Source organism: Rufibacter sp. JT20002 (genome assembly GCF_056491185.1).
On the sequence record NZ_JBSZJY010000001.1, the window covers coordinates 545,199 to 565,164 of the forward strand.

Here is a 19,966-nt window from a genome sequence, read left to right on the forward strand (position 1 = left end):
TGCGGCTGTACCTTTGGCCTGAGATTCTATCCTATCTCCTACTTCATACCTGAACCCATGGATTTCCTTGACCCAGACCTGAACGCCTACTCTGAGGCCCATACCACTCCCGAATCGCCCTTGTTGCACCGCCTCAACCGCGAGACCCACCTGAACGTGATGAAACCGCGCATGCTCTCAGGGCACCTGCAAGGGCGCACCCTGGCCATGTTTTCCCAGATGCTTCGGCCCCGACGCATTCTGGAGATTGGCACCTATACCGGGTACTCGGCGCTTTGCCTGGCAGAGGGCTTAACGGAGGATGGCGTGCTGCACACCATTGACGTGAACGATGAGCTGGAAGATATGGTGCGCGGCTACATCTCAGAGGCTGGCCTGGAACAGAAGATCCAACTGCATATTGGGCAGGCTGCCGACGTCATCCCCAACCTGGATGAGGAATGGGATTTGGTCTTCATTGACGCCGATAAAAAAAGTAACGGCCTTTACTATGACATGGTGCTGGACAAAGTGCGTCCCGGTGGCTTCATTCTCACCGACAATGTGCTTTGGAGCGGCAAAGTAGTGGAGAAGTTTCGGCCTAAACTGGACAAGGATACCGAGCTGGTGCTGGATTTCAACCGCAAGGTACACGAAGATCCTAGGGTAGAAAACCTGCTGTTGCCCATCAGAGACGGCATTTTGGTGGCTCGCAAGAAGTAATCCACAACTTGTGGACAACCCCGTGGAAAAGCGGGTGGATAAATTTTTACCTGCCTTGGGCTTCCATTGCGCCCTCAAAATCACCTACTTTGTAGAGCCCCTTTTTGTACAACCCTTTACCAGATAGCCATTTAGATGGTGGTAATTCCAGTTTTACAAGAACATAGGTTTTCTGCTATTCTTTTACCAATCCCACGATAATCAGATGAAAAAATCATTATCGCTCCTGTTACTCAGCCTGTTATGCCTGGTAGCGCAAGCCCAACGTCCGGTAGTTCCTAACAATATGTACTTTGCAGACATGCACCTGCAAATCCAGGAAAGCGCCCGGACCGAAATCCAGAAAGTAGTGGATGCCCTGACCAAGCACCCTGGCTACTTCCAGAAAAAAGTAGACCTCGCCGATGCCTATTTCCCGTTTGTGGAGCAGGCACTTAAACAAGAAGGCGTTCCCGTCGACTTTAAATACCTGGTTCTGCAGGAAAGCGGCCTGGTGTCTGATGCGGTGTCTACCTCCAATGCCGTTGGGTTCTGGCAATTCAAGGAAGGCTCTGCCACTGAGTTGGGAATCAAGGTAAACAGCATGGTAGATGAGCGCAAGCACATCATTGAATCAAGCCGTGGGGCGGCCCGCTACATGCTGCGCAGCAACGCCTACTACAAGAACTGGTTTAACACCCTGCTTTCTTATTATCAGGGTCTGAACGGCACCAAAGCCCTCACCAAAACCTCAGACATTGGGGCGAAGAACATGGAGGTGACCAACCAGACAAACAAGTACCTGCTCACGTTTCTGGCGCACAAAGTGGCCTACGAAAACGCCATCGGCAAGAACCCTAACCCGACTATCACCCTGCAGCCGGTAAAAGCTACCCCAGGCCAAACCCTGACCGAGATTGCTATGGCCGCCCAAGCCGATGCCGCTGAAGTTGAGCGCTACAACAAATGGCTGATGGCTTCTACTGTGCCTTCTGACAAAGAATATACTGTAATGGTACCTTACGCCGCAGGAGCTCCTCGTCCGGTATTCGCGAGCGCAGGGCCGGTGAAAAGCACCAGCACACCTACTACCAGAACTGCTGCCACCAGATCACACGATAGCGTAAGCAGAATCAAAGGCTTCTTCCAAACCATCAAGGCGAAACTTAACAACACCTATACTCCGCAAGCTGTGGTAGCCCAGCAAGGTGATACCAAAGACATGCTGGCCTTACAGGGGAATATCTCTACCGGCAAGTTCTTGCGCGTGAACGAACTGAACAGCACCGATGAAATTGTGCCGGGCAAAACCTACTACCTGCAAGGAAAACGCGCCAAAGCCAAAGACACGGAGTTCCACGTAGCGCAGCGCGGCGAAACCATGCATGACATTGCCCAGAAGTATGCTGTGAAGTTGAACAAGCTTCTTTCTAAGAACCGCATGCAGAAAACTGAAAGCCTGGAGCCCGGCCGCGTGGTTTGGTTACAGCAAACCAGACCAACCAGCATCCCGGTTGAGATTAGACCTTTGGAAGAAGAAGCAGCTCCTGCCTCAACCGAGGTTTTGGCCCAGAAATCTGCCTCTACCCCGGCAGCAGCAACCCCTAGAACTACTCCTGCTACGCCTAAACAAGGATCTATCAGCGTGGAAGTGGAAGACTCAGCTGCTGCCCCGTACGTTCGCAAGACCCCGCAGGCAGACGCTCCGGCGCCAAGCACGTACCCAGCCAAAAATCCAGCGGCGGGCACCGCTTCCAAACCATCTCCGGTTCTTGAGCGCAAAGCCCCTTCTGAGACAGTGGTTTCTGATGTGAAAGCAGCCCCTACTACCCCAATCCCGGTTCCGGCTTCTGGTCAGCACGTAGTAGAGAAAGGTGAGACCCTGTATTCTATTTCCCGGAAATACGGCATCTCTATCCAGAACCTGCTTGCCTGGAACAACCTGGATGGCAGCGCTCCGTTGGCCTTAGGCACCGAGCTTTTATTAACCGGCTCCCCTATCGCCACGGCCGCTCCTGCTGCCACCACTACTGCTGCAGCCCCGGTAAAAGCGACACCAGCTCCAACCGCAACCACCACGACAGCAGCTGCGGCTTCAGGCACAGAACACACCGTAGCCCCAGGCGAGACCCTATACGCCATCTCTCGCAAATACGGCGTATCGGTGCCAGACCTGCAGACCTGGAACAACCTGACTGCCGGCTCTATCTCCATCGGCCAGAAGCTGGTAGTTTCCGCTCCAGCCTCTACCCAAGCCACCCAGACCGAGACTACTACCAGCGAAACGGCAGCCGCTACCGCCACTATTACCCACAAAGTAGCAGCCGGCGAGTCTATGTATGCCATCTCCCGCAAATACGGCGTGACCATCCAACAAATCATGGAATGGAACAACAAACCCGATCACAACGTGAGCATAGGCGAAAACCTGGTAATCAAACCAAAACAATAAGGGTAACCCTAAAACAGAAGAAGCCAGCTATTCAGCTGGCTTCTTCTGTTTTAGGGGATTTATAAAGTAAATTCAATTGTAAGTGTAAGAAAGGCATCTCACAAAAAAAGCTTTATGGCTGTTGGTGATGATTGTAACAAAGAAGGTTTATTTTGAAGCTAGCGCCCCACTGCAGTTGCAAACTGCAGATCATAATAGGTCCAAGTCACAGACTTGAACCATAAGAAGAAAACTTGAAAACTTAACCCATGACCAACTACTTGGCTATGCAACTATAAGTTTGAAGATGCCTTTTCCAGTCTTTCGGTTGAGCGCCTTTGTTTTAGACCTGGTGCCGCAGGCAGACCTACTGGCCAAGGCTAAAACACAGCGCGAGGCCGGAAGACGAGGCCCCGCGGCCTTGAGCGCACCAAAGCAGTGATGAAACAGCAAAGCCCATAAACCCCAACGAACAGCACCCCGTCAGATAGAAACCATTCTTTAAGCCTAATTCCCTAAAAGCACCGCTAATTCACATTTTCCCTCCCTCGGGCGGAGAAGAAAGAGTAGAAGCCGTTTGCAACCCACTGGCAATCTCCGGCAGAATACCCAACCGCTGATAAATTGGCCGCACCAACTGCCTAGACCGGGGAAGGCTCAACACAAAGGGAACGATACTGACCAGGCAGATGATGCCGCATCCCAGCAAAGTATACCCAACCCCAATCCGTTCTGCAAGCCACCCAGCCAGCAAACTTCCAATAGGGGCCATTCCCATAAACGCCATAGAGTAGAAACTCATGACCCGCCCCCGTTTATCTTCGTCCACAATGGTCTGGATCAAAGTGTTGCTGGAAGCCATGCGCAGAATCATGCCCAAGCCCACTACAAAAATGCTCATCATGGCTAGCAGTAGGGTGTTCGCAAAAGCGAAGGCGATCAACCCCAAGCCAAACAGCACCGAGGCCACTACAATCACCCGGGCTAAACCAAGTACGCTCTTACGGGAAGCCAGATACAAAGCGCCCAGCAGCGCGCCAACTCCCGAGGCCCCCATCAGCAAACCTAAGGTACTGGCATCTCCGTGCAAAACATCGCGGGCAAAGGCAGGCATGAGCACGGTGAACGGCATCCCGAAGAGACTCAGAGTGGCAATCAGGATCAGGATGTCCCGGATGGGCGAAAAACCAAAGGCATACTTAAACCCTTCCCCCAATGACTTCAAGACTTGGGTATTCTGCACTTTTTGTTCAAACTGGGGGAGTCGCATCATGACCAGGGAGGCCAGGACGGCCAGGTAACTGATGGCGTTAAGCAGGAAACAAGCCCCCTCACCTACCGCGGCTATAAGTCCGCCCGCTACCGAAGGTCCTACCAATCTGGCCATGTTGAACATAGAGGAATTGAGGGCGATGGCGTTGCTCATGTCTTCGCGTTTCTCCACCAGTTGCACCACCAACGCCTGCCGGGCACTCATGTCAAACGCGTTGACAATGCCCGCAACAACCCCCAACCCCAGAATGTAGTGAATGGTGATGGTATTGGTAAGTACCAGGGCAGCCAGGGTGCTGGCCTCCAGCAGAAACAGAAACTGTGTAAGCAACAACACCCGATGGCGGTTGAACCTATCTGAGATAACTCCGGCAAATGGGCCCAGCAAGAAAGAGGGAATCTGATTCGCGAAACTCACCATCCCTAGCAGAAAAACAGAATCGGTGAGGCGGTACACAAGCCAACTCATGGCAATCTGCTGCATCCAGGTGCCGATGAGGGAAATACTTTGCCCCATGAAAAAGAGGCGGTAATTGCGGTACTGCAATGCCCGGAACATGCCGCCCAGGCGCGTAGGTTTATCAACAGCTAACGTTTCTTCCATTTCTATCCAACTCCTATTGGCCGAACCTTGTGTACGAGGAGCGCTTAACCTATTGTTCAGGTGAGAGGCTACGTTCTTCCAGGAGCAAAGGCCTTTTGGGGCTTTGTTTTGGAGAAAAAGCCCCAAAAGCCACGTCTAATTTTTAAATAATTATTCCCGCTTTCCCCTTCCTTTTTCAAAAACGAGGTTGAAACAGATAGCAAGCACCTCCCGTTTCTGGCAAAAACTCGGACTTCTTTGGTTTACTTGGACCGCTTTAAACCGCTTCATTTTGAAAAGAATCGCTTCCTTCTTACATGTTGAAACTGGTCAGACGTACTTAAAAGACAACCCTTGTATTAGTTCTAAGTAAAATTCAAGGAAGCACAAAACAAGCGTTATGGAAATCCTGAAATTCAAAACCAACATCTCCGACGAAACCGGAGTAACCAAAATTGCTTCCCACCTAGATGCCTTAAGCGGGGTAGAAAACTGGCAGGTAGACACCTCCTCAAAAGAAAATATCCTGAGTGTCTCCGGTAAAGACCTTGACCCGCAGAAAATTGAGAATGCCATCACTGAGGCTGGCTTTACCTCAGAAATCCTGCGGGTACTGGGTATTGGCGGGGAGGACTTATAACCTAAAAGCTGCTTCTACCCTACCATCTTACTAGTCTAGAGGCACCCTGAAGATATTGAACTCCAGGTCTGAGATATCCCCAACCGCCTCATGAATCCGTGAGGTAGTGAAGTAGAAATTGTTTTTGGAATCGATGGTGAAGGTGTCTGGCCACTTGATTTCGTCGCCTTGCACAAAGGTTTTGAGGTCGCCTTCTGGGGTCATGCACATGATGGCGTTCTTCTCCAGATCGCCCAGGTAGAGGTTGCCGTTCCGGTCAAAGTACATGCCGTCTGGTGCAGTGGTTTTGCCCAGGTTTTCCACTTTTGCCTCCAAAGCGCTCGCATCCAGATTTTCATCATTCAAGGCTTCGGTGGGTACACGGTACAGGGTATAGCCGGTGAGGGCGTGGTAGTAGAGGTACTTCTTGTCATTGGAAAGGGCAATGCCATCTGCGTGCATGCTGGGCTTCTCGCCGTCTTTCACCCATTTCTCGCCTTCCACTGTAAGCCAGACATCTTCAGACTTGGTAGAGGCATGGTTATCCAGCAGACGTCTGGGCACACCCGTTTTCAGGTCCAGCACAATGATGGCGCCTACGCCAGATTCGGTGATGTAAATTTTGCCCGCTTCCCGGTCAATCCGGAGATCGTTCAGGTAAGACTTCTCGGGGGCGATGGTTTTGTCAAATTCCCAGCGGTTCAGGAGCTGGTCGGTGGTAAGGTCAAACTCGTAGAGCATGGCATTGCCCACCACGCCTTTCATCATGGGACTTGCGGGGTCAAGCACAAACAAAGAGCCGCCGTGCGCCACCACTGACTGTACGCAGGTAAAGCGGTTTTCCTTCGGTTCCCCGTCCCAGGTGTTCCAAAGGTCATCGGGGTAGGGCCTGTGGTTTCCGTTGGGCATGATCTCCAGCACGGAGAAAGGCAGGTTTTCGTGCCACCGCGGGAAGTTGGCAAACAACCTTCCGTCCTGGCTAATGGTCACTCCCGTAATCTGAACTCCGTTAAACGAGGCTACTTTCTCTGGCTGTCTTGATGGCATGGCGTTGTGTTTTTATAAACCTCCCCTTTTTACTTGCCCTGCGCCGGTTTGGTTTTAAAGCCTCTGCCACGCCTCCCCTCTTGCTACGGCCAGCCCGGTCTTTCTCACTTCTTTTGTATCTTATGGGAATAAGCCTCGTAAAAAATACCTATTGCTTTATGAATTAATTCAATCATCACTAACTAAAAGGTATGAAATATTCATTGAAACCGCTCAACGAGCAGGTGATCGTGATTACAGGAGCTTCCAGCGGCATAGGCTTGGCGACGGCCCAGGCTGCCGCCAAAAAAGGTGCCACCGTTATATTGGCTGCCCGCAACCGGGAGGCCTTGGTAGAAATTGAACAGCAGATCAGAAACGAAGGCGGCAAGGCTTTCCATTGCGTTGCCGATGTGGGCCGGAAAGAGGAAGTACAATGGATTGCCGATGTTGCCATTCGCGAGTGCGGCGGTTTTGACACCTGGGTGAACGATGCCGGGGTATCTATCTATGGGCGGATCTCAGAAGTGAGCGACGAGGACAACCGCCGTTTGTTTGACACCAACTTCTGGGGTATTGTGTATGGTTCGCAGATTGCGGCGCAGCACCTGAGAAGCAAAGGCGGCGCCATCATTAACCTGGGCAGCGAGGTGTCTGACATTGCCATCCCTTTACAGGGCATGTATTCAGCCAGCAAGCATGCCGTGAAAGCCTTTACTGATGCCCTCCGGATAGAGTTGATGGAAGACAAAGCACCAGTTTCAGTGACGCTTATCAAGCCAGCCGGTATTGATACCCCTTATCCGCTGCACGCCAAAAACTACACCGACCGCGAACTGACCTTGCCCGCCCCGGTGTACACGCCAGAGGAAGTTGCCAACGCCATCCTGCACGCCGCCGTTCATCCGCAACGCGATATCATGATTGGTGGAGGAGCGAAAGTTATGAGCGCCATGAACAAGCGTTTCCCAGGGGTAATGGACTGGATCAGCTCCAAAGTGATGACAGATGAGCAAATGCGCGAAGAACCAGCCATGCACCGCGAAGGCTCTTTACACCGGCCTACTTTGGGCGGCCAGGTACGCGGAAACCACCAGGGATACGTGATGAAGACGAGTCTGTACACCCGGGCCAAGTTGCACCCGGTAGCCACCAGCGCCATTTTCGTGGCCGCCGGTGCCGCCGTTTATGCCCTGATGAACAAAAACTCCTTGAAAAACATCAGCCTGCCTAAGAGAAGCAAAAAATCTGAAAGCAATTACCAGCCAGAAGACGAAGTGCTGATCGTAACCACCACCACGTATCTGGAGGATGATTCCTTTGCCGGAGGAGCCCCTAATTTGGGAGATGATATCTATACCGGCGGAGCCACCCGCACCGATAATGACCGCTATACTGCCGGCGGCAGAAACTTGGGCGATGACACCTTCTAAGCTCATTGGTAAGTTACCTTAGCAACGCCCCTAAAGCGTTTCAGAAATAAAGGGTACCTCCGGTCCTGATTCTTCAGCCGGAGGTACCCTTTTCCTTTTCTCTGCCCTGGTTTCAGGTGGTGGAAGGACGTATTTTCCTGCCTAAGGCTTTCCAAAAAAACAGGCATTCTTTCCTCCTCTCTCAGCTCGGCTCAACAGAAAAGGGTTTGGGGCTGTTTACATAAAACAGTCCTCAAACCCTTTTAAATATTCAGAAAGCAAACTACTACTTCAAAGCAAGTCTTCTTCTGCTACTCCAAGCCAAGGTGACGCTTTTAGAGTTTTCGCCCTTTTCAGCTAAAAGCAACAGATTCTCCTCCTCCTTTACAGGATATAGAAACTGGCTACCTGCTTTTGAGGTTTTGGGGCTTCTACCCCATAGTTCTCCCGCAGCATCTGCTTCAAGTCACGGTCAATGGTTTTGGCGATGGAGGTCACCGGGGTATCGGTAGGTTTGTTCTCGAAAGGATCCTGCAGGTGAATGGCCATCTTCTCTATCAGCATGAAAGAAGCCGAAATGGCTACCACCAAAGGCACCATCATGATCCCAAACTCGGTAATCAGGCCGTAGGGTAACAGCAAGATAAAGAGGATGAGCGCCAGGTGGGTGTACAGGCTGTAGGTGGCAGGGAAAATGGTGTTCTTGATCCGCTCGCAGCCACCCATGGAGTTGGTGAGACGGGTAAGGGTGGCGTCTATCTCCACCTGCTGGTATTTGTTCACCCACCCTTCTTTGTAGGCGCGCTTGAGGTCCTGCCCATGCAGTTCCAGCAGCCCCACGGGTTTATTGGAAAACTCTTTCAGAAGTGCCCGTTGCTCAGAAGAAACCAGGCCTTCCGTTTCTTGCAGAGGGTCTAATCCGCGTAAAGACTGCCCCAGGCTGTAGCACCAGGCAATTTGCCGCTTCACAAACATCTCTTTGAAATACAGGGCCTCCACCGAGTTATACGGGGTCTCCACAAAGTTCAGGACTTGCCGGGTAAGCGAGCGGGAGTCGTTCACAATGGCCCCCCACAGGGTACGGGCCTCCCACCACCGGTCATACGCCTGGTTTGACCGGAAAGCCAGCAACAGCGAAAGAATGGTCCCCAACATGGTAGGCACCGCAATAGGAATGGTGATGCGGGTGAAATGCAAGTTCAGGTACGCTACTTCCACCAAAATGGCATAGATCACGACCATCACCACTTCTGTCTTTATTTTCCCAAACACATACCGAATGGGGATATTCTTCTTTAATAACATAAGCTTTTACTTCAAAAGTGAAAAAACAGTGAAAGAGCCCTCTTAGCGCATGGCCGCCATCTCAAAAGCCGGAACCGACGGGGTTACCGTGATGACAGGCAAACCGCATTTCTGCAGAAATAACCTAGGGTCTTGGCTAAGCTTCGCCAGGGGCTGGTACTGGTAATTGGCCGGATTCACGATGAACTCCACACGGTGGGCATGGAGGAAATTCCTGAAAGCCACCAGGGTGGTGCCGTAGAAAGGAACCGGTTCAATAGCCTGGATCAACTCCTGTTCCCGCACCAGCCGTTGGCACTGACGCTTGAACTCAAGTGACACCAGTTCCTCTTCCTTGCTTCTTCTGGCCAGCATAAGCAACTCGGTGATGGAACTGGATAACCCGAAGGCATGAAACAACACCACCTTGAGCGGCAGCCCAGGAAAAGTCTCTGTTAATTCGTGTATGCAGGGAGATAGATCTTCTGAGAAATTGGAGGGAATCAATACACTGGTCATAGTAATTATTGGTTTATGATTCTGACTTTCACAAACCTACGTTGACCGTATTAACCTCCTGTAAGAGGGAGATTAGAATGCAATTAGAATACTTACTCGCATTTTAATACTACGTTCATTCAATTGATTACCAACTATTTACATCACAAAAATAAGCTAAGTTTTTAGCTATTATTTGGGTAAAAAGGGCAGAAAACCCAACGCTTATAAGAAGAGATTAGAAGGGAAAGACCAGTATTAAAAGCCGACGTGGAGCTTGCCAGCGTTTGTCCTGGCGGTCAGGAAAAGCATTGGTGGAGAGGCTTCGTTTTAAAGGAATTTTCCTGAAACAGGGCGAAAACAGGAAGGTGCGCAAGGAAAGAGTTAGCCCAAAGCCTCAGTTTCGGGCTTAGCGAGAGGAAGGAGAATCCTGATCTCGGTACCGGCACCTTCGCTGGTATTAATGCCAATGCTACCTTTATGCAGCCTGATGATGTTGAGCGCCAAAGGCAGACCTACCCCGTGCCCCTCAAACTCAGAAGTGTTGGAAGCCCTGAAAAACGGCACAAACACGTACGGAAGCTCCTGCTCAGGAATACCAATGCCCTGGTCTTGCACCATCACGGTCAACATATCCCTTTCTACCTGCAGGCGCACCATCACCTCCTGGTTGTTGGAGTACTTGCAGGCGTTCATGACAATGTTACTGATGGCCAGTTTAAGCAGGTTCACGTTCCCGGCCACCTGCAGATGGGTTTCCTCAGTAGGCAGCGTGCTGTAATCTAGCTGGATGTTGTTTTCGGGGTAAAGCTGGTCAGCCGACTCTTTCACCAACCAGAGCAACTCGTCTACCCTGATCACCTCCCAGTTCTGTTTCTTCCCGTCAAATCCGCTTTGGGCCATCCCCAGGAGACTGGTCAAGATATCGCGCAGCACTTCCGCCTCCTGCAGGATCACTTGCAGAGATTGCCGCTGCTCTGAGGTAAGTCCCTCGGTGGCCAGGGTCAACTCAGCTTCGCCTTTGATAATGGTCAAAGGGGTCCTGAGCTCATGCGAGGCGTTACTCACAAAGTTGTTCTGGGTCTCAAAGGCCGTTTCCAGGCGGGTAAGCATGTCGTTAAAGGTCTGGGCCAGTTCTGCCAACTCGTCTTTGTTGGGCCCCGTGGAAAGGCGCAGGTTCAGGTTCTCGGCAGAGATGCCCTTCACGTTTTTGATAATGTCTCTAATGGGCTTGAAGGTATGCCAGGTAAAGCGGCGGCCCATAAAGTACACTACTCCTACCGAGAGCAGAAAGCCCATCAGCAGAATTCGGGGCAGGTTGGAGACCTCCTCCAACCAGTAAGGCTCCTTCGCCGAGACGGCCACCAGGTAGGTTTTTCCCTTCACTTGTTCAAGCTGACCAGCATAGAACGTTCCGTCTGCGTGGAATCTGGCAAACCCCTCGCGCAGCACATCGCCCACAAAGGCTTGGGGCAGTTCGCTGCTTTGCAGGTTTTCTGGCGAAACTTGGGGAGGTATTTCCACCAGGTATTCTTTTTCTCCGGGCAATTTCTCCAGGTAATCTTGCCGCAGCTGGCGGATCTGCTCAGTGCTGGCAGAGGAATTTACCTGCAAGTGGATATCTGTGGCCAGGTTCACCCGGGTTTCCAGCCGTTGGTAGAAATCCTCAAAGGCATAATGGTTCGTGAAGAAGTAGATGAACCCACTGAACAGCAAAATAACCAAGGAGGTAATGGCCGAGAAAAGCAAGGTAGCCCGGGTCTGGATGTTCATGCAGTCTCCCCTTCTTTAAACATGTACCCCATGCCAATGACGGTATGAATCAACTTAGGAGAGTAGTCACGGTCTATTTTTTTACGCAAGTAATTGATGTACACATCCACCACGTTGGTGCCCAGGTTGAAGTCAATGTTCCAGACGTTCTCCAATATCTCAATGCGAGACAACACAATGTTCTGACGTTGGGCCAAAAACTCTAACAATCGGAATTCTGTGGCAGTGAGCGTAATGGGCTTGCCGCCGCGGGTAACGCTTTTGCTTTGGGTATTTATCTCCAGGTCTGCCAAAAGCAGCAGGTGCTTGGCAGGCGTAACGCCATTCTGCCTCCGGCGCGTAAGGGTTCTGATACGGGCTCCCAGCTCCCCAAAATCAAAAGGCTTGGCCAAGTAGTCGTCTGCTCCGCTGTCCAGCCCAGTGACAATATTCTCAGGAGAGTCCAAGGCAGTCAGCATGAGAATGGGGGTTTCCACCTCTTCCTGCCTCAGTTTCTGGCAAATTTCCAGGCCGCTTATCCCGGGCAGCATGAGGTCCAGAATGATCAGGTCAAAGGTAAATTCACGCGCCATCTGGAGGCCGGTGGAACCGGTAAGCGCCACGCTCACTTGGTATCCTTCCTGTTTTAAGCCCCTTTGCAGCATGTCTGCCAGTTTGGCTTCATCTTCCACCAAAAGTATCTTCAGCCCCATAAAAATTTGGTTGTCTGTTCTTCAAAAGTAGTAGCTGAAGGACAACAACCCAAAACAAGCATTGTTTACCTCCTTGCTTTCTTGCCCTGAGAGCTCCCCTTTATGCCCACAAAAAAGCCGCAGCTGCCTTTGTTTGGCTACTGCGGCTTCTAAAATTTCTACAACCTTGGCGTTGAAGCGGAGCGTTCAGAGGCTGTTTTTATGAAAACGACCCCAAAATGCACTTAGCGAGCCGGCTTGTCGTGGGCAATTTTTTTATCAAAGTAAAAGGTGCCGAAAGGAATAAGCGACCAGACAAAGGCGGCCACCGCTTTCTTAAACGACCAGCGGTACTCAATCCACACCTGCAGCAATAAGAAGGCGAACAGCACAAACAATACCCCGTGCACCATGCCCGGATACCGCACCGCTGTTTCCATGCCGCCCAAATATTTCATGGGCATGGCAATGAACAACAGAATCAAATAAGAAATACCTTCAATAAAGGCGATGAGCCGAAACCGGCCCAGGGAAGTATTCAAAGGAAAACTCATAAACATATCAGAATTAAGATACACAAAGGTACGGCACAGGCGGTTAACCCCAAGGCTTTTCTGCTTTCCACTCGTCAAAAAGGGCATAGATTCGCCGCTTTTCTGGAGAACAAAAAATCCTTTCTGGGTTTAAGCCTGACTTTCAGAAAAGAAGCTTTAAACGGCATTTGCAAGCGCAACTTTTAAGCCGTTCTCCAGTGTTTTCTTTGTATCTTCGTAGTCCGTTTCGGGTCCATTTTCAACGCCGGGCCCAAGACTCAGAACTCTAGACTTTTTACCGCTGTGCCAGATTTTTCCCACCTCCATACCCATACCCAGTACTCGTTGCTAGACGGGGCCGCCAGCATTGGTGCGCTCATGAAAAAGGCCTCGGCCGATGGCATGAAAGCCATTGCCATGACCGACCACGGCAACATGTTTGGGGCGTTCAACTTTGTGGCCGAGGCCAACAAGTACAACGTGAAACCCATTGTGGGCTGCGAGTTTTATTTAGTGGCCGACCGGCACCAGAAAACTTTCTCCAAGGAGCAGAAAGACGTGCGCCACCACCAATTGCTGCTGGCCAAAGACCAGGAAGGCTATCAGAACCTGGCCAAGCTTTGCTCCTACTCCTACATTGACGGCTTGTACAGCAAGTGGCCACGCATAGACAAGGAGCTTTTAATGAAGTACTCCAAAGGCCTCATCGCTACTTCCTGCTGTATTGGTGCCGAGCTGCCGCAAGCCATTCTCTGGAAAGGCGAGGAAGAAGCCGAGAAACTGCTGAAGTGGTGGCTGGATTTGTTCGGCGACGATTACTACATTGAAATTCAGCGTCACGGCCTCATGAACATTGATGGCACCGGCCTGAGCCAGGAAGACGTAAACCAGGTGCTTCTCAGATTTGCCATCAAGTATAACGTAAAGGTCATCTGTACCAATGACTCCCACTACGTGGAACAATCTGACTGGAACGCGCACGACATCCTGCTGTGCGTAAACACCGGCGAGCAGGAAACTGTACCCGTAGGTGATTTCCAGACGCAGTACTTCCGGTTGATGTCCGGGCAAGGTGAGGTGATTTATGATACGCTCACCAACATCCGGAACTCGTACGGCCACGACGAGAACGTGCGCCGCATGCTATACCGCATTGAGGAAGAACAGCAGAAGCCTCGTCCGCAGGACCGTTTCGGGTTCCCTAACGACCAATTCTACTTCAAGTCGCAGGCCGAGATGAACAAATTGTTCGCCGATGTGCCTTTTTCGGTAGACAACACCAATGAGATTGTAGACAAGATTACGCCGCCCAAACTGCAGCGCGATATCCTGTTGCCCAACTTCCCGCTTCCTCCGGAGCACCCCACCGCCGATTTGTTTTTGCGCCACCTTACCTTTGAAGGAGCCAAGAAACGCTACGGTGAGATTACCCCAGAGATTGAGGAGCGCCTGAATTATGAGCTGGGCATCATTGAGACCATGGGTTTTGCGGGTTACTTCCTCATTGTGCAGGACTTCATCAACAAAGGTCGTGACATGGGTGTGGCCGTGGGTCCGGGCCGGGGTTCAGCGGCGGGTTCTGCCGTGGCGTACTGCGTAGGTATCACCAACATTGACCCTATCAAGTACTCGCTGCTGTTTGAGCGTTTCCTGAATCCTGAGCGGGTATCCATGCCCGATATTGATATTGACTTTGATGACGTGAACCGCCAGCGCGTGATTGACTACGTGGTAGACAAGTACGGCAAAACACAGGTGGCCCAAATCATCACCTTCGGTACCATGGCCGCCAAATCGTCTATCAAAGACGTGGCCCGTGTGCTTGACTTGCCTTTGTCTGAGGCGAACGAACTGGCCAAAATGGTACCAGAAGCCCCGGGCACTACTTTGGCAAAAGCCTTTATTGAGTCCCCGGAACTGGCGGCCGTGCGCGATGGCTCCGATTTAAAGGCCAGAACCCTGAAACTAGCCGAAAAACTGGAAGGCTCCGTGCGGAACACGGGTATCCACGCGGCAGGGGTTATCATCGCCCCAGATGACATTACCAATTACATTCCGGTGTCTACCTCCAAGGACTCTGACCTGTTGGTGACGCAGTTTGACGGGAAAGTGATTGAAAGCGCGGGCATGCTGAAGATGGACTTTTTGGGCCTAAAAACCCTGTCCATCCTGAAAGACGCCATGGCACTCATCAAGCGGAACCACGGCGTAGAGATTGATATTGACAATATTCCGCTGGACGATGAGAAAACCTACGCTCTCTATCAGCGGGGCGACACGATAGGTACGTTCCAGTTTGAGTCTGAGGGCATGCGCATGTACCTCAAAGACCTCAAGCCGACCAACATCGAGGACTTGATTGCCATGAACGCCTTGTACCGTCCGGGCCCGATGCAGTTCATCCCGAACTTCATCAACCGGAAACAGGGCAAGGAAGAGGTGGAATACCCGCATATCCTTTTGGAGCCGCTTTTGAAAAACACCTACGGAATCATGGTGTACCAGGAGCAGATCATGCAGACGGCGCAGGTACTGGCGGGCTACTCCCTGGGTGGTGCCGACTTGCTGCGCCGCGCGATGGGTAAGAAGGACATGAAGAAAATGGCCCAAGAGCGCGAGAAATTCGTGGCTGGTGCCAAGGAGATTCATAACATTCCGGCCAAGCACGCCTCTGAGGTGTTTGACGTAATGGAGAAATTTGCGCAGTACGGCTTCAACCGCTCGCACTCCGCCGCTTACTCCGTGGTCGCTTACCAGACCGGTTACCTCAAAGCGCACTACCCTGCCGAGTACATGGCTGCGGTGTTGACCCACAACATGAACGACATCAAGAAGGTGACGTTCTTTATTGAGGAAGCGCGCAAGCAGCAAATCCAGGTACTGGGACCCGATGTGAATGAATCCATCCACCAGTTCAACGTGAACCAGCAAGGCCAAATCCGTTTCGGGATGGGCGCCGTGAAAGGCACCGGCGAGGCCGCGGTGGAAGCCATCATCGAAGAACGGGAGAAGAACGGGCCTTATACCGATATCTTTGACTTCGCGAAACGCGTGAACCTGCGCGCCGTGAACAAAAAGACGTTTGAAAGTCTGGCCCAGGCCGGTGCCTTTGACTCGTTTGAACGCTACCACCGCGCCCAGTACCTGGAAACCCCGGAAGGCGAAAGCATCAACCTGATTGAAAAGGCCGTACGCTTCGGGAACCAGTTCCAGGCCGAGAAAAACGCTGCCCAGCAGTCGTTGTTTGGCGGTGGCGGAGCCGTGGACATGCCATTGCCGAAAGTACCAGACGTACAGCCCTGGACCTTGACCGAGATGCTTCGCCGCGAGAAAGAAGTGATTGGGTTCTACCTCTCCGGTCACCCGTTGGACCAGTTCAAGCTGGAGATTGACTCTTACTGTACCTGTAGCTTAGACCGGATTGCCGAGTTTAAGAACCGTGACGTGAACGTGGCGGGTATCATCAGCAACGTAGTGATGCGCACCGGTAAAAACGGCAACCCGTTCCTGCTGTTCTCGCTAGAGGATTACGATAACACCATGGGGCTGGCACTCTTCGGGGAAGATTTCGTGAAGTTCTCGCCGTACGTGAAAGAAGGCATGTACCTGTTCATAAGAGCCAAGGTAACGCTGCGCTACAAATCTGAAGACCAGTGGGAGTTGAAACCCCTCTCCATGCAGTTGCTTTCAGACGTAGCCGACAAAATGGCCAAAGGCGTGCGCATGGACATAGACATCCGCAACATCAACGCCATGCTGATTGACCGCTTGGAAGAAGCCGCCATCAACAGCCCAGGCCAGAAGAAACTGGAATTAGTGCTCACTGAGCCCGGCGAACGGTTAACTGTGGAGCTTTTCTCTAGGCGTTACCGCATTGACCCGAAGTCGTTTTTGCAGAACGTGAAGGATTTGGAAGTAGCGACTTGTCAGTTAATTTGATTTGGCCTAAAAGCAGAAAGCCCAACTATATAACTTATATAGTTGGGCTTTCTGCTTTTAGGCCATTTTTGCAAAAGGAGCTCGAATTAAAAAGCGACTATATTCCTATGCCTAACTGCACACCATACTTTCTTTGATAGTTTAGATAATTATCATTTACTATGCTTGCAAACTCTTTTGTTACTTTCTCTTTTATCTCATGAATCTCTTTAGTAGATAAGTTTCTATCTACAAAAGGAACAACTTCAAGAACCTTATATTCGAACTCTTCTTTTTTGCTTCTGTCCGTTAAGAGGTCAGGAAAACCGTATTCAATTTTAGCATCTCCTTCGTAGTCATCAATCTTAAAATGGAAAATAGATGTTATGTTGGCAAATACAAACATCTCCCGGTATTTAGGATTGCTAACGTACTTTATGTCTTGCAAATTATTTCCTTCAAAAATTGAATGCTCAACTTTATCTTTTAGAGATGCAATATCTTCTGGTAGACTTACCCTATCATTTGGTTTGAAATCAATGTGAATAGTACTCTTGAATTTCAACCTCTTAGAAGGCTCAATTTCCATGAAACTGAACAAGAGGCTTGCGAGCTGAAGCTCATCAAACTCATCAGAGGTAATTTTCTTTGAGGTCTCAGCCTTTTTGACTGTTCCTATCTCCTTGAGATGCTCTATAACATTCGCAGCTAATTTCTTATTAATGTCTTTTGTTTCTTGTGAGGTTGAAATTCTATCTATTCGATAGCCTTGAACACCACCCTCGAATTGCTGTTTCACTATAACGATTTCACCTGCATGCTCACTTTTAATTGAAGCCCAGTCTTTTGTTAAATCTTGTCTTTTGATCTTATATCTATATCTTATATTCCCTTCATAATCATACTCGCGGCTAAAGTCTAAAAGCTCACACCCATTATTATTTTTTTCAATTATTTCTTGAACGGGCATTTCATAGTCATTCAAAGCTTCATCTGCTTTTTCTAAATTTGCAACACTTACTTTTTCATTAGTTATTTTCTCAGATGACTCTTTAGTTGACTGCTTCATCTTTAAAAACTCAAACTCATTAGGACTAATAAGGGTTTTACAAAGCTTTGGCACCAATGTTTCTTTAGAAGAATCAGCACCAACATACACTCCTCTCCTTCTAAGTAGCAGCAACAAATCTCCTTTATAAATGTAACTTTGATTCAAAAGTTGCCTTAACTGGTCTCCATATGGAAGTAGAGTTTCCACATTGAATTCTGGCTTAGTGCCACCAGAATCAATCATCGGCAATAAAGCACTTTCATAACTTCTAAATGATTGCTTATAGCATTGCACATCAATCATTTCCGCAAACCCACTTTCATTGAACATCAGGAGAACAGATTGCTTTATCCCATTATGCTTTAAATGTTGATAATCTGGATAAGCAATAATGATTTTATTACACCAGCCATCTGTTAGATTCTGAGCAAGACCAATTATCCTTTTAAGGTTTTCATCATCAAAAGGCTCATTTACAGAAATAACTAATACTTTTTTATTTTCCCCAGTAACAATCTTAAAAGGCAAAACTGGTGAATTAAGCATATTTACAGGCAAGATTTTACCATCCAGTTTTCTTCCTCCTAAAGTCTCATTGTAACCAGTCCTTGGATAGACAAAGGTGACTTCAGCATTTTTAAACAAGCTATTTGCATAATCAATAGAGTCAATTAAGAATGTTACTCTTTGGTTATCAACAAGAACAATTTCCTCTTTAGATATAGCAGCTATTTCTGATACATCACCTATTTCGGTTATAAAATCTTTCTCCGCAGCCTGGCTATGATTTAGCCAAAAGAGCACATGGCAAGATTTCCTACTCTTAGAAAAAACTCCACGTGACAGTTCATTATAAATAGTATCTTTCTTGAAACAAGAAAGTGCCTTCACTAGGCTTTCGGCGTATTTTACAAACTCTGACTTGTAACCTGTTGTTTTATCGTTGTATTTTATTGAAACTGCAACGTCTACTATCACATCATTTTCGAGAGGGCAGCGATAATAAGTATACTTATCAATATCATGTGTTCTTTGAGCATGCTTTTTATCCTTACAAGAGAATTCAAGGTTATCTCTAAAACTCCAACCTAAAAGACTAAAAATTCTTTCAGCTACATCTTCCCCGACTTCACCTATAAATCTTGATTTTTCTCCCATTTGCGTTATATAATTTTAGATTCCTAGTTTAAGGCGTAAAATAAAGAAAAAGAGCAAAATAACTCCATGCGCCTCTCCCTCACTCTGAAAAACACGATTGCCTTTCTGGCGCTCTTGTATATTTGCCATGAACTCCACGAGCTGATTCATATCCTAACCGGGTATTTTTTGTGCGGCTGTTTTGGAGAGCGGGATTTTGAGGGATGGGAGGTTTGCACGGCTTGTCCGCCCTCCGTAACCATTGCCTGGATTACGTTTGCAGGGCCTTTCCTCACCTATGGGCTTATGTGGGTGGCTTTCTGGCTGATGTCTTCCCGAAAAACGGCCGAGCAACGGGCATTGGGTTGGGCGTTGCTGTTTGCTAATCTGCCACTGGGACGCATTCTTCCGGTGCTGGACCGGGAAGGGGATGAATCGTTTATTACCCGCCAGATTATCCAGAAAACGTCAATGACGGTGATGTCCTGGGGCACGGAGATAGCTATTGTGTTCTTGCTTACCCTTCCGGTGCTTTTCAGGGCCTGGCAATTGCTTCACCCTAAGCACCGCTGGCTACCGTACATCGGCTTTCTAACTGTTCCCCTGCTAGCCGAATCGGTGATGTTAGACAAATTGGCTAACCAAGTCTTAAAAATGGGGGTTTTAGCGGGTGGGGGAATTTTGGGCAGCCCTCTGCTGGTAAACCTTTGGAACGCGCTGTGGCTGCTGGTTTTGGTGCTTACGTTCAAAGAATTGCCTACCCTACTTACCGCGCCTGAAGAGAGGCCGGTAGCTACCAAAAACGTGCTGGAGAAGACATACTAAAGAGTTAAAGTCTTATCGTACCCACGTTGAGCCCAGCCATTCTGTCATTTCAGCTTCTTTCTTCCTCAGCCCCAACCTTTTCCTTATGATTCAGTAGATATACTACGTTTCTGCCTCGCTTTCTGGGAAACGGCCCCTAAACGGTATCCTTTAGGATAGTGACAAACCTGACACAAATGCGTTAGTTTTACTGTTCAAAGGGAGTTGGTTCTATTTTTGAACGGCATCTTTCATCATTTATGATACTTATAT

Annotated in this window: 15 protein-coding genes; 7 read left to right on the plus strand and 8 right to left on the minus strand. The window is 49.5% G+C overall.

What is annotated here, in order from left to right:
• Positions 1 to 57 precede the first annotated feature (57 nt).
• The 3 genes from ACW9SV_RS02225 to ACW9SV_RS02235 all read left to right on the plus strand — a co-directional run bounded on the left by ACW9SV_RS02225 (position 58) and on the right by ACW9SV_RS02235 (position 3,554).
• Positions 58 to 702, plus strand: coding sequence for an O-methyltransferase (locus ACW9SV_RS02225; protein WP_479555106.1), 645 nt, complete (start codon positions 58 to 60; stop codon positions 700 to 702).
• A gap of 205 nt (positions 703 to 907) precedes the next feature.
• Complete coding sequence (locus ACW9SV_RS02230) at positions 908 to 3,133, plus strand: LysM peptidoglycan-binding domain-containing protein (protein ID WP_479555107.1); 2,226 nt, start codon at positions 908 to 910, stop codon at positions 3,131 to 3,133.
• A 286-nt stretch (positions 3,134 to 3,419) separates the two neighbouring features.
• The gene (locus ACW9SV_RS02235) at positions 3,420 to 3,554 is read left to right on the plus strand and encodes a hypothetical protein (protein ID WP_479555108.1); all 135 of its coding nucleotides are present in this window, start codon (positions 3,420 to 3,422) and stop codon (positions 3,552 to 3,554) included.
• Positions 3,555 to 3,644: 90 nt separating this feature from the next.
• Here ACW9SV_RS02235 and ACW9SV_RS02240 read toward each other — a convergent pair whose 3' ends face one another.
• Positions 3,645 to 4,988 (minus strand): MFS transporter, encoded by a 1,344-nt coding sequence (locus tag ACW9SV_RS02240; protein WP_479555109.1) that lies wholly within the window; start codon positions 4,986 to 4,988, stop codon positions 3,645 to 3,647.
• A 379-nt stretch (positions 4,989 to 5,367) separates the two neighbouring features.
• On the opposite strand from ACW9SV_RS02240, the gene ACW9SV_RS02245 reads away from it, so the two are divergent.
• Positions 5,368 to 5,607, plus strand: coding sequence for a heavy-metal-associated domain-containing protein (locus tag ACW9SV_RS02245; protein WP_479555110.1), 240 nt, complete (start codon positions 5,368 to 5,370; stop codon positions 5,605 to 5,607).
• 30 nt (positions 5,608 to 5,637) lie between these two features.
• Here ACW9SV_RS02245 and ACW9SV_RS02250 read toward each other — a convergent pair whose 3' ends face one another.
• The gene (locus ACW9SV_RS02250; RefSeq protein ID WP_479555111.1) at positions 5,638 to 6,633 is read right to left on the minus strand and encodes an L-dopachrome tautomerase-related protein; all 996 of its coding nucleotides are present in this window, start codon (positions 6,631 to 6,633) and stop codon (positions 5,638 to 5,640) included.
• A 191-nt stretch (positions 6,634 to 6,824) separates the two neighbouring features.
• Between ACW9SV_RS02250 and ACW9SV_RS02255 the strand changes: the two genes are divergently transcribed.
• A complete protein-coding gene (locus ACW9SV_RS02255) occupies positions 6,825 to 8,045 on the plus strand; it encodes an SDR family oxidoreductase (protein ID WP_479555112.1) in 1,221 nt (406 codons plus the stop codon).
• A gap of 363 nt (positions 8,046 to 8,408) precedes the next feature.
• Here the strand turns inward: ACW9SV_RS02255 and ACW9SV_RS02260 are convergent, their stop codons facing one another.
• The 5 genes from ACW9SV_RS02260 to ACW9SV_RS02280 form a co-directional block, all read right to left on the minus strand.
• Positions 8,409 to 9,329: a bestrophin family protein gene (locus tag ACW9SV_RS02260; protein ID WP_479555113.1), complete on the minus strand. Its 921-nt coding sequence runs from the start codon at positions 9,327 to 9,329 to the stop codon at positions 8,409 to 8,411.
• 42 nt (positions 9,330 to 9,371) lie between these two features.
• The gene (locus tag ACW9SV_RS02265; protein WP_479555114.1) at positions 9,372 to 9,827 is read right to left on the minus strand and encodes a hypothetical protein; all 456 of its coding nucleotides are present in this window, start codon (positions 9,825 to 9,827) and stop codon (positions 9,372 to 9,374) included.
• 363 nt (positions 9,828 to 10,190) lie between these two features.
• Positions 10,191 to 11,579, minus strand: a complete 1,389-nt coding sequence (locus ACW9SV_RS02270; protein WP_479555115.1) for a HAMP domain-containing sensor histidine kinase — start codon at positions 11,577 to 11,579, stop codon at positions 10,191 to 10,193.
• Positions 11,576 to 12,271: a response regulator transcription factor gene (locus ACW9SV_RS02275; protein WP_479555116.1), complete on the minus strand. Its 696-nt coding sequence runs from the start codon at positions 12,269 to 12,271 to the stop codon at positions 11,576 to 11,578. Before ACW9SV_RS02275 ends, ACW9SV_RS02270 begins: the two co-directional genes overlap by 4 nt.
• 224 nt (positions 12,272 to 12,495) lie before the next feature.
• Complete coding sequence (locus ACW9SV_RS02280; RefSeq protein WP_479555117.1) at positions 12,496 to 12,891, minus strand: DUF3817 domain-containing protein; 396 nt, start codon at positions 12,889 to 12,891, stop codon at positions 12,496 to 12,498.
• A 195-nt stretch (positions 12,892 to 13,086) separates the two neighbouring features.
• Here ACW9SV_RS02280 and dnaE point away from each other — a divergent pair, with 195 nt between their 5' ends.
• The gene (gene dnaE / locus ACW9SV_RS02285) at positions 13,087 to 16,722 is read left to right on the plus strand and encodes a DNA polymerase III subunit alpha (protein WP_479555118.1); all 3,636 of its coding nucleotides are present in this window, start codon (positions 13,087 to 13,089) and stop codon (positions 16,720 to 16,722) included.
• A 97-nt stretch (positions 16,723 to 16,819) separates the two neighbouring features.
• On the opposite strand, the gene ACW9SV_RS02290 is transcribed toward dnaE, so the two are convergent.
• A complete protein-coding gene (locus tag ACW9SV_RS02290; protein WP_479555119.1) occupies positions 16,820 to 18,910 on the minus strand; it encodes a PD-(D/E)XK nuclease domain-containing protein in 2,091 nt (696 codons plus the stop codon).
• 66 nt (positions 18,911 to 18,976) lie between these two features.
• Here ACW9SV_RS02290 and ACW9SV_RS02295 point away from each other — a divergent pair, with 66 nt between their 5' ends.
• On the plus strand, positions 18,977 to 19,714 hold the full coding sequence (locus tag ACW9SV_RS02295) for a hypothetical protein (RefSeq protein WP_479555120.1): 738 nt from the start codon (positions 18,977 to 18,979) through the stop codon (positions 19,712 to 19,714).
• Positions 19,715 to 19,966: the final 252 nt, after the last annotated feature.

Coding starts and splice junctions, on each gene's coding strand:
- ACW9SV_RS02240 (WP_479555109.1), bottom strand. CDS start 4,988: ATGGAAGAAACGTTAGCTGTTGATAAACCTACGCGCCTGGGCGGCATG.
- ACW9SV_RS02280 (WP_479555117.1), bottom strand. CDS start 12,891: ATGCCCTTTTTGACGAGTGGAAAGCAGAAAAGCCTTGGGGTTAACCGC.
- ACW9SV_RS02275 (WP_479555116.1), bottom strand. CDS start 12,271: ATGGGGCTGAAGATACTTTTGGTGGAAGATGAAGCCAAACTGGCAGAC.
- ACW9SV_RS02235 (WP_479555108.1), top strand. CDS start 3,420: ATGCCTTTTCCAGTCTTTCGGTTGAGCGCCTTTGTTTTAGACCTGGTG.
- ACW9SV_RS02250 (WP_479555111.1), bottom strand. CDS start 6,633: ATGCCATCAAGACAGCCAGAGAAAGTAGCCTCGTTTAACGGAGTTCAG.
- ACW9SV_RS02255 (WP_479555112.1), top strand. CDS start 6,825: ATGAAATATTCATTGAAACCGCTCAACGAGCAGGTGATCGTGATTACA.
- ACW9SV_RS02290 (WP_479555119.1), bottom strand. CDS start 18,910: ATGGGAGAAAAATCAAGATTTATAGGTGAAGTCGGGGAAGATGTAGCT.
- ACW9SV_RS02225 (WP_479555106.1), top strand. CDS start 58: ATGGATTTCCTTGACCCAGACCTGAACGCCTACTCTGAGGCCCATACC.
- ACW9SV_RS02270 (WP_479555115.1), bottom strand. CDS start 11,579: ATGAACATCCAGACCCGGGCTACCTTGCTTTTCTCGGCCATTACCTCC.
- ACW9SV_RS02265 (WP_479555114.1), bottom strand. CDS start 9,827: ATGACCAGTGTATTGATTCCCTCCAATTTCTCAGAAGATCTATCTCCC.
- ACW9SV_RS02260 (WP_479555113.1), bottom strand. CDS start 9,329: ATGTTATTAAAGAAGAATATCCCCATTCGGTATGTGTTTGGGAAAATA.
- ACW9SV_RS02245 (WP_479555110.1), top strand. CDS start 5,368: ATGGAAATCCTGAAATTCAAAACCAACATCTCCGACGAAACCGGAGTA.
- ACW9SV_RS02295 (WP_479555120.1), top strand. CDS start 18,977: ATGCGCCTCTCCCTCACTCTGAAAAACACGATTGCCTTTCTGGCGCTC.
- ACW9SV_RS02230 (WP_479555107.1), top strand. CDS start 908: ATGAAAAAATCATTATCGCTCCTGTTACTCAGCCTGTTATGCCTGGTA.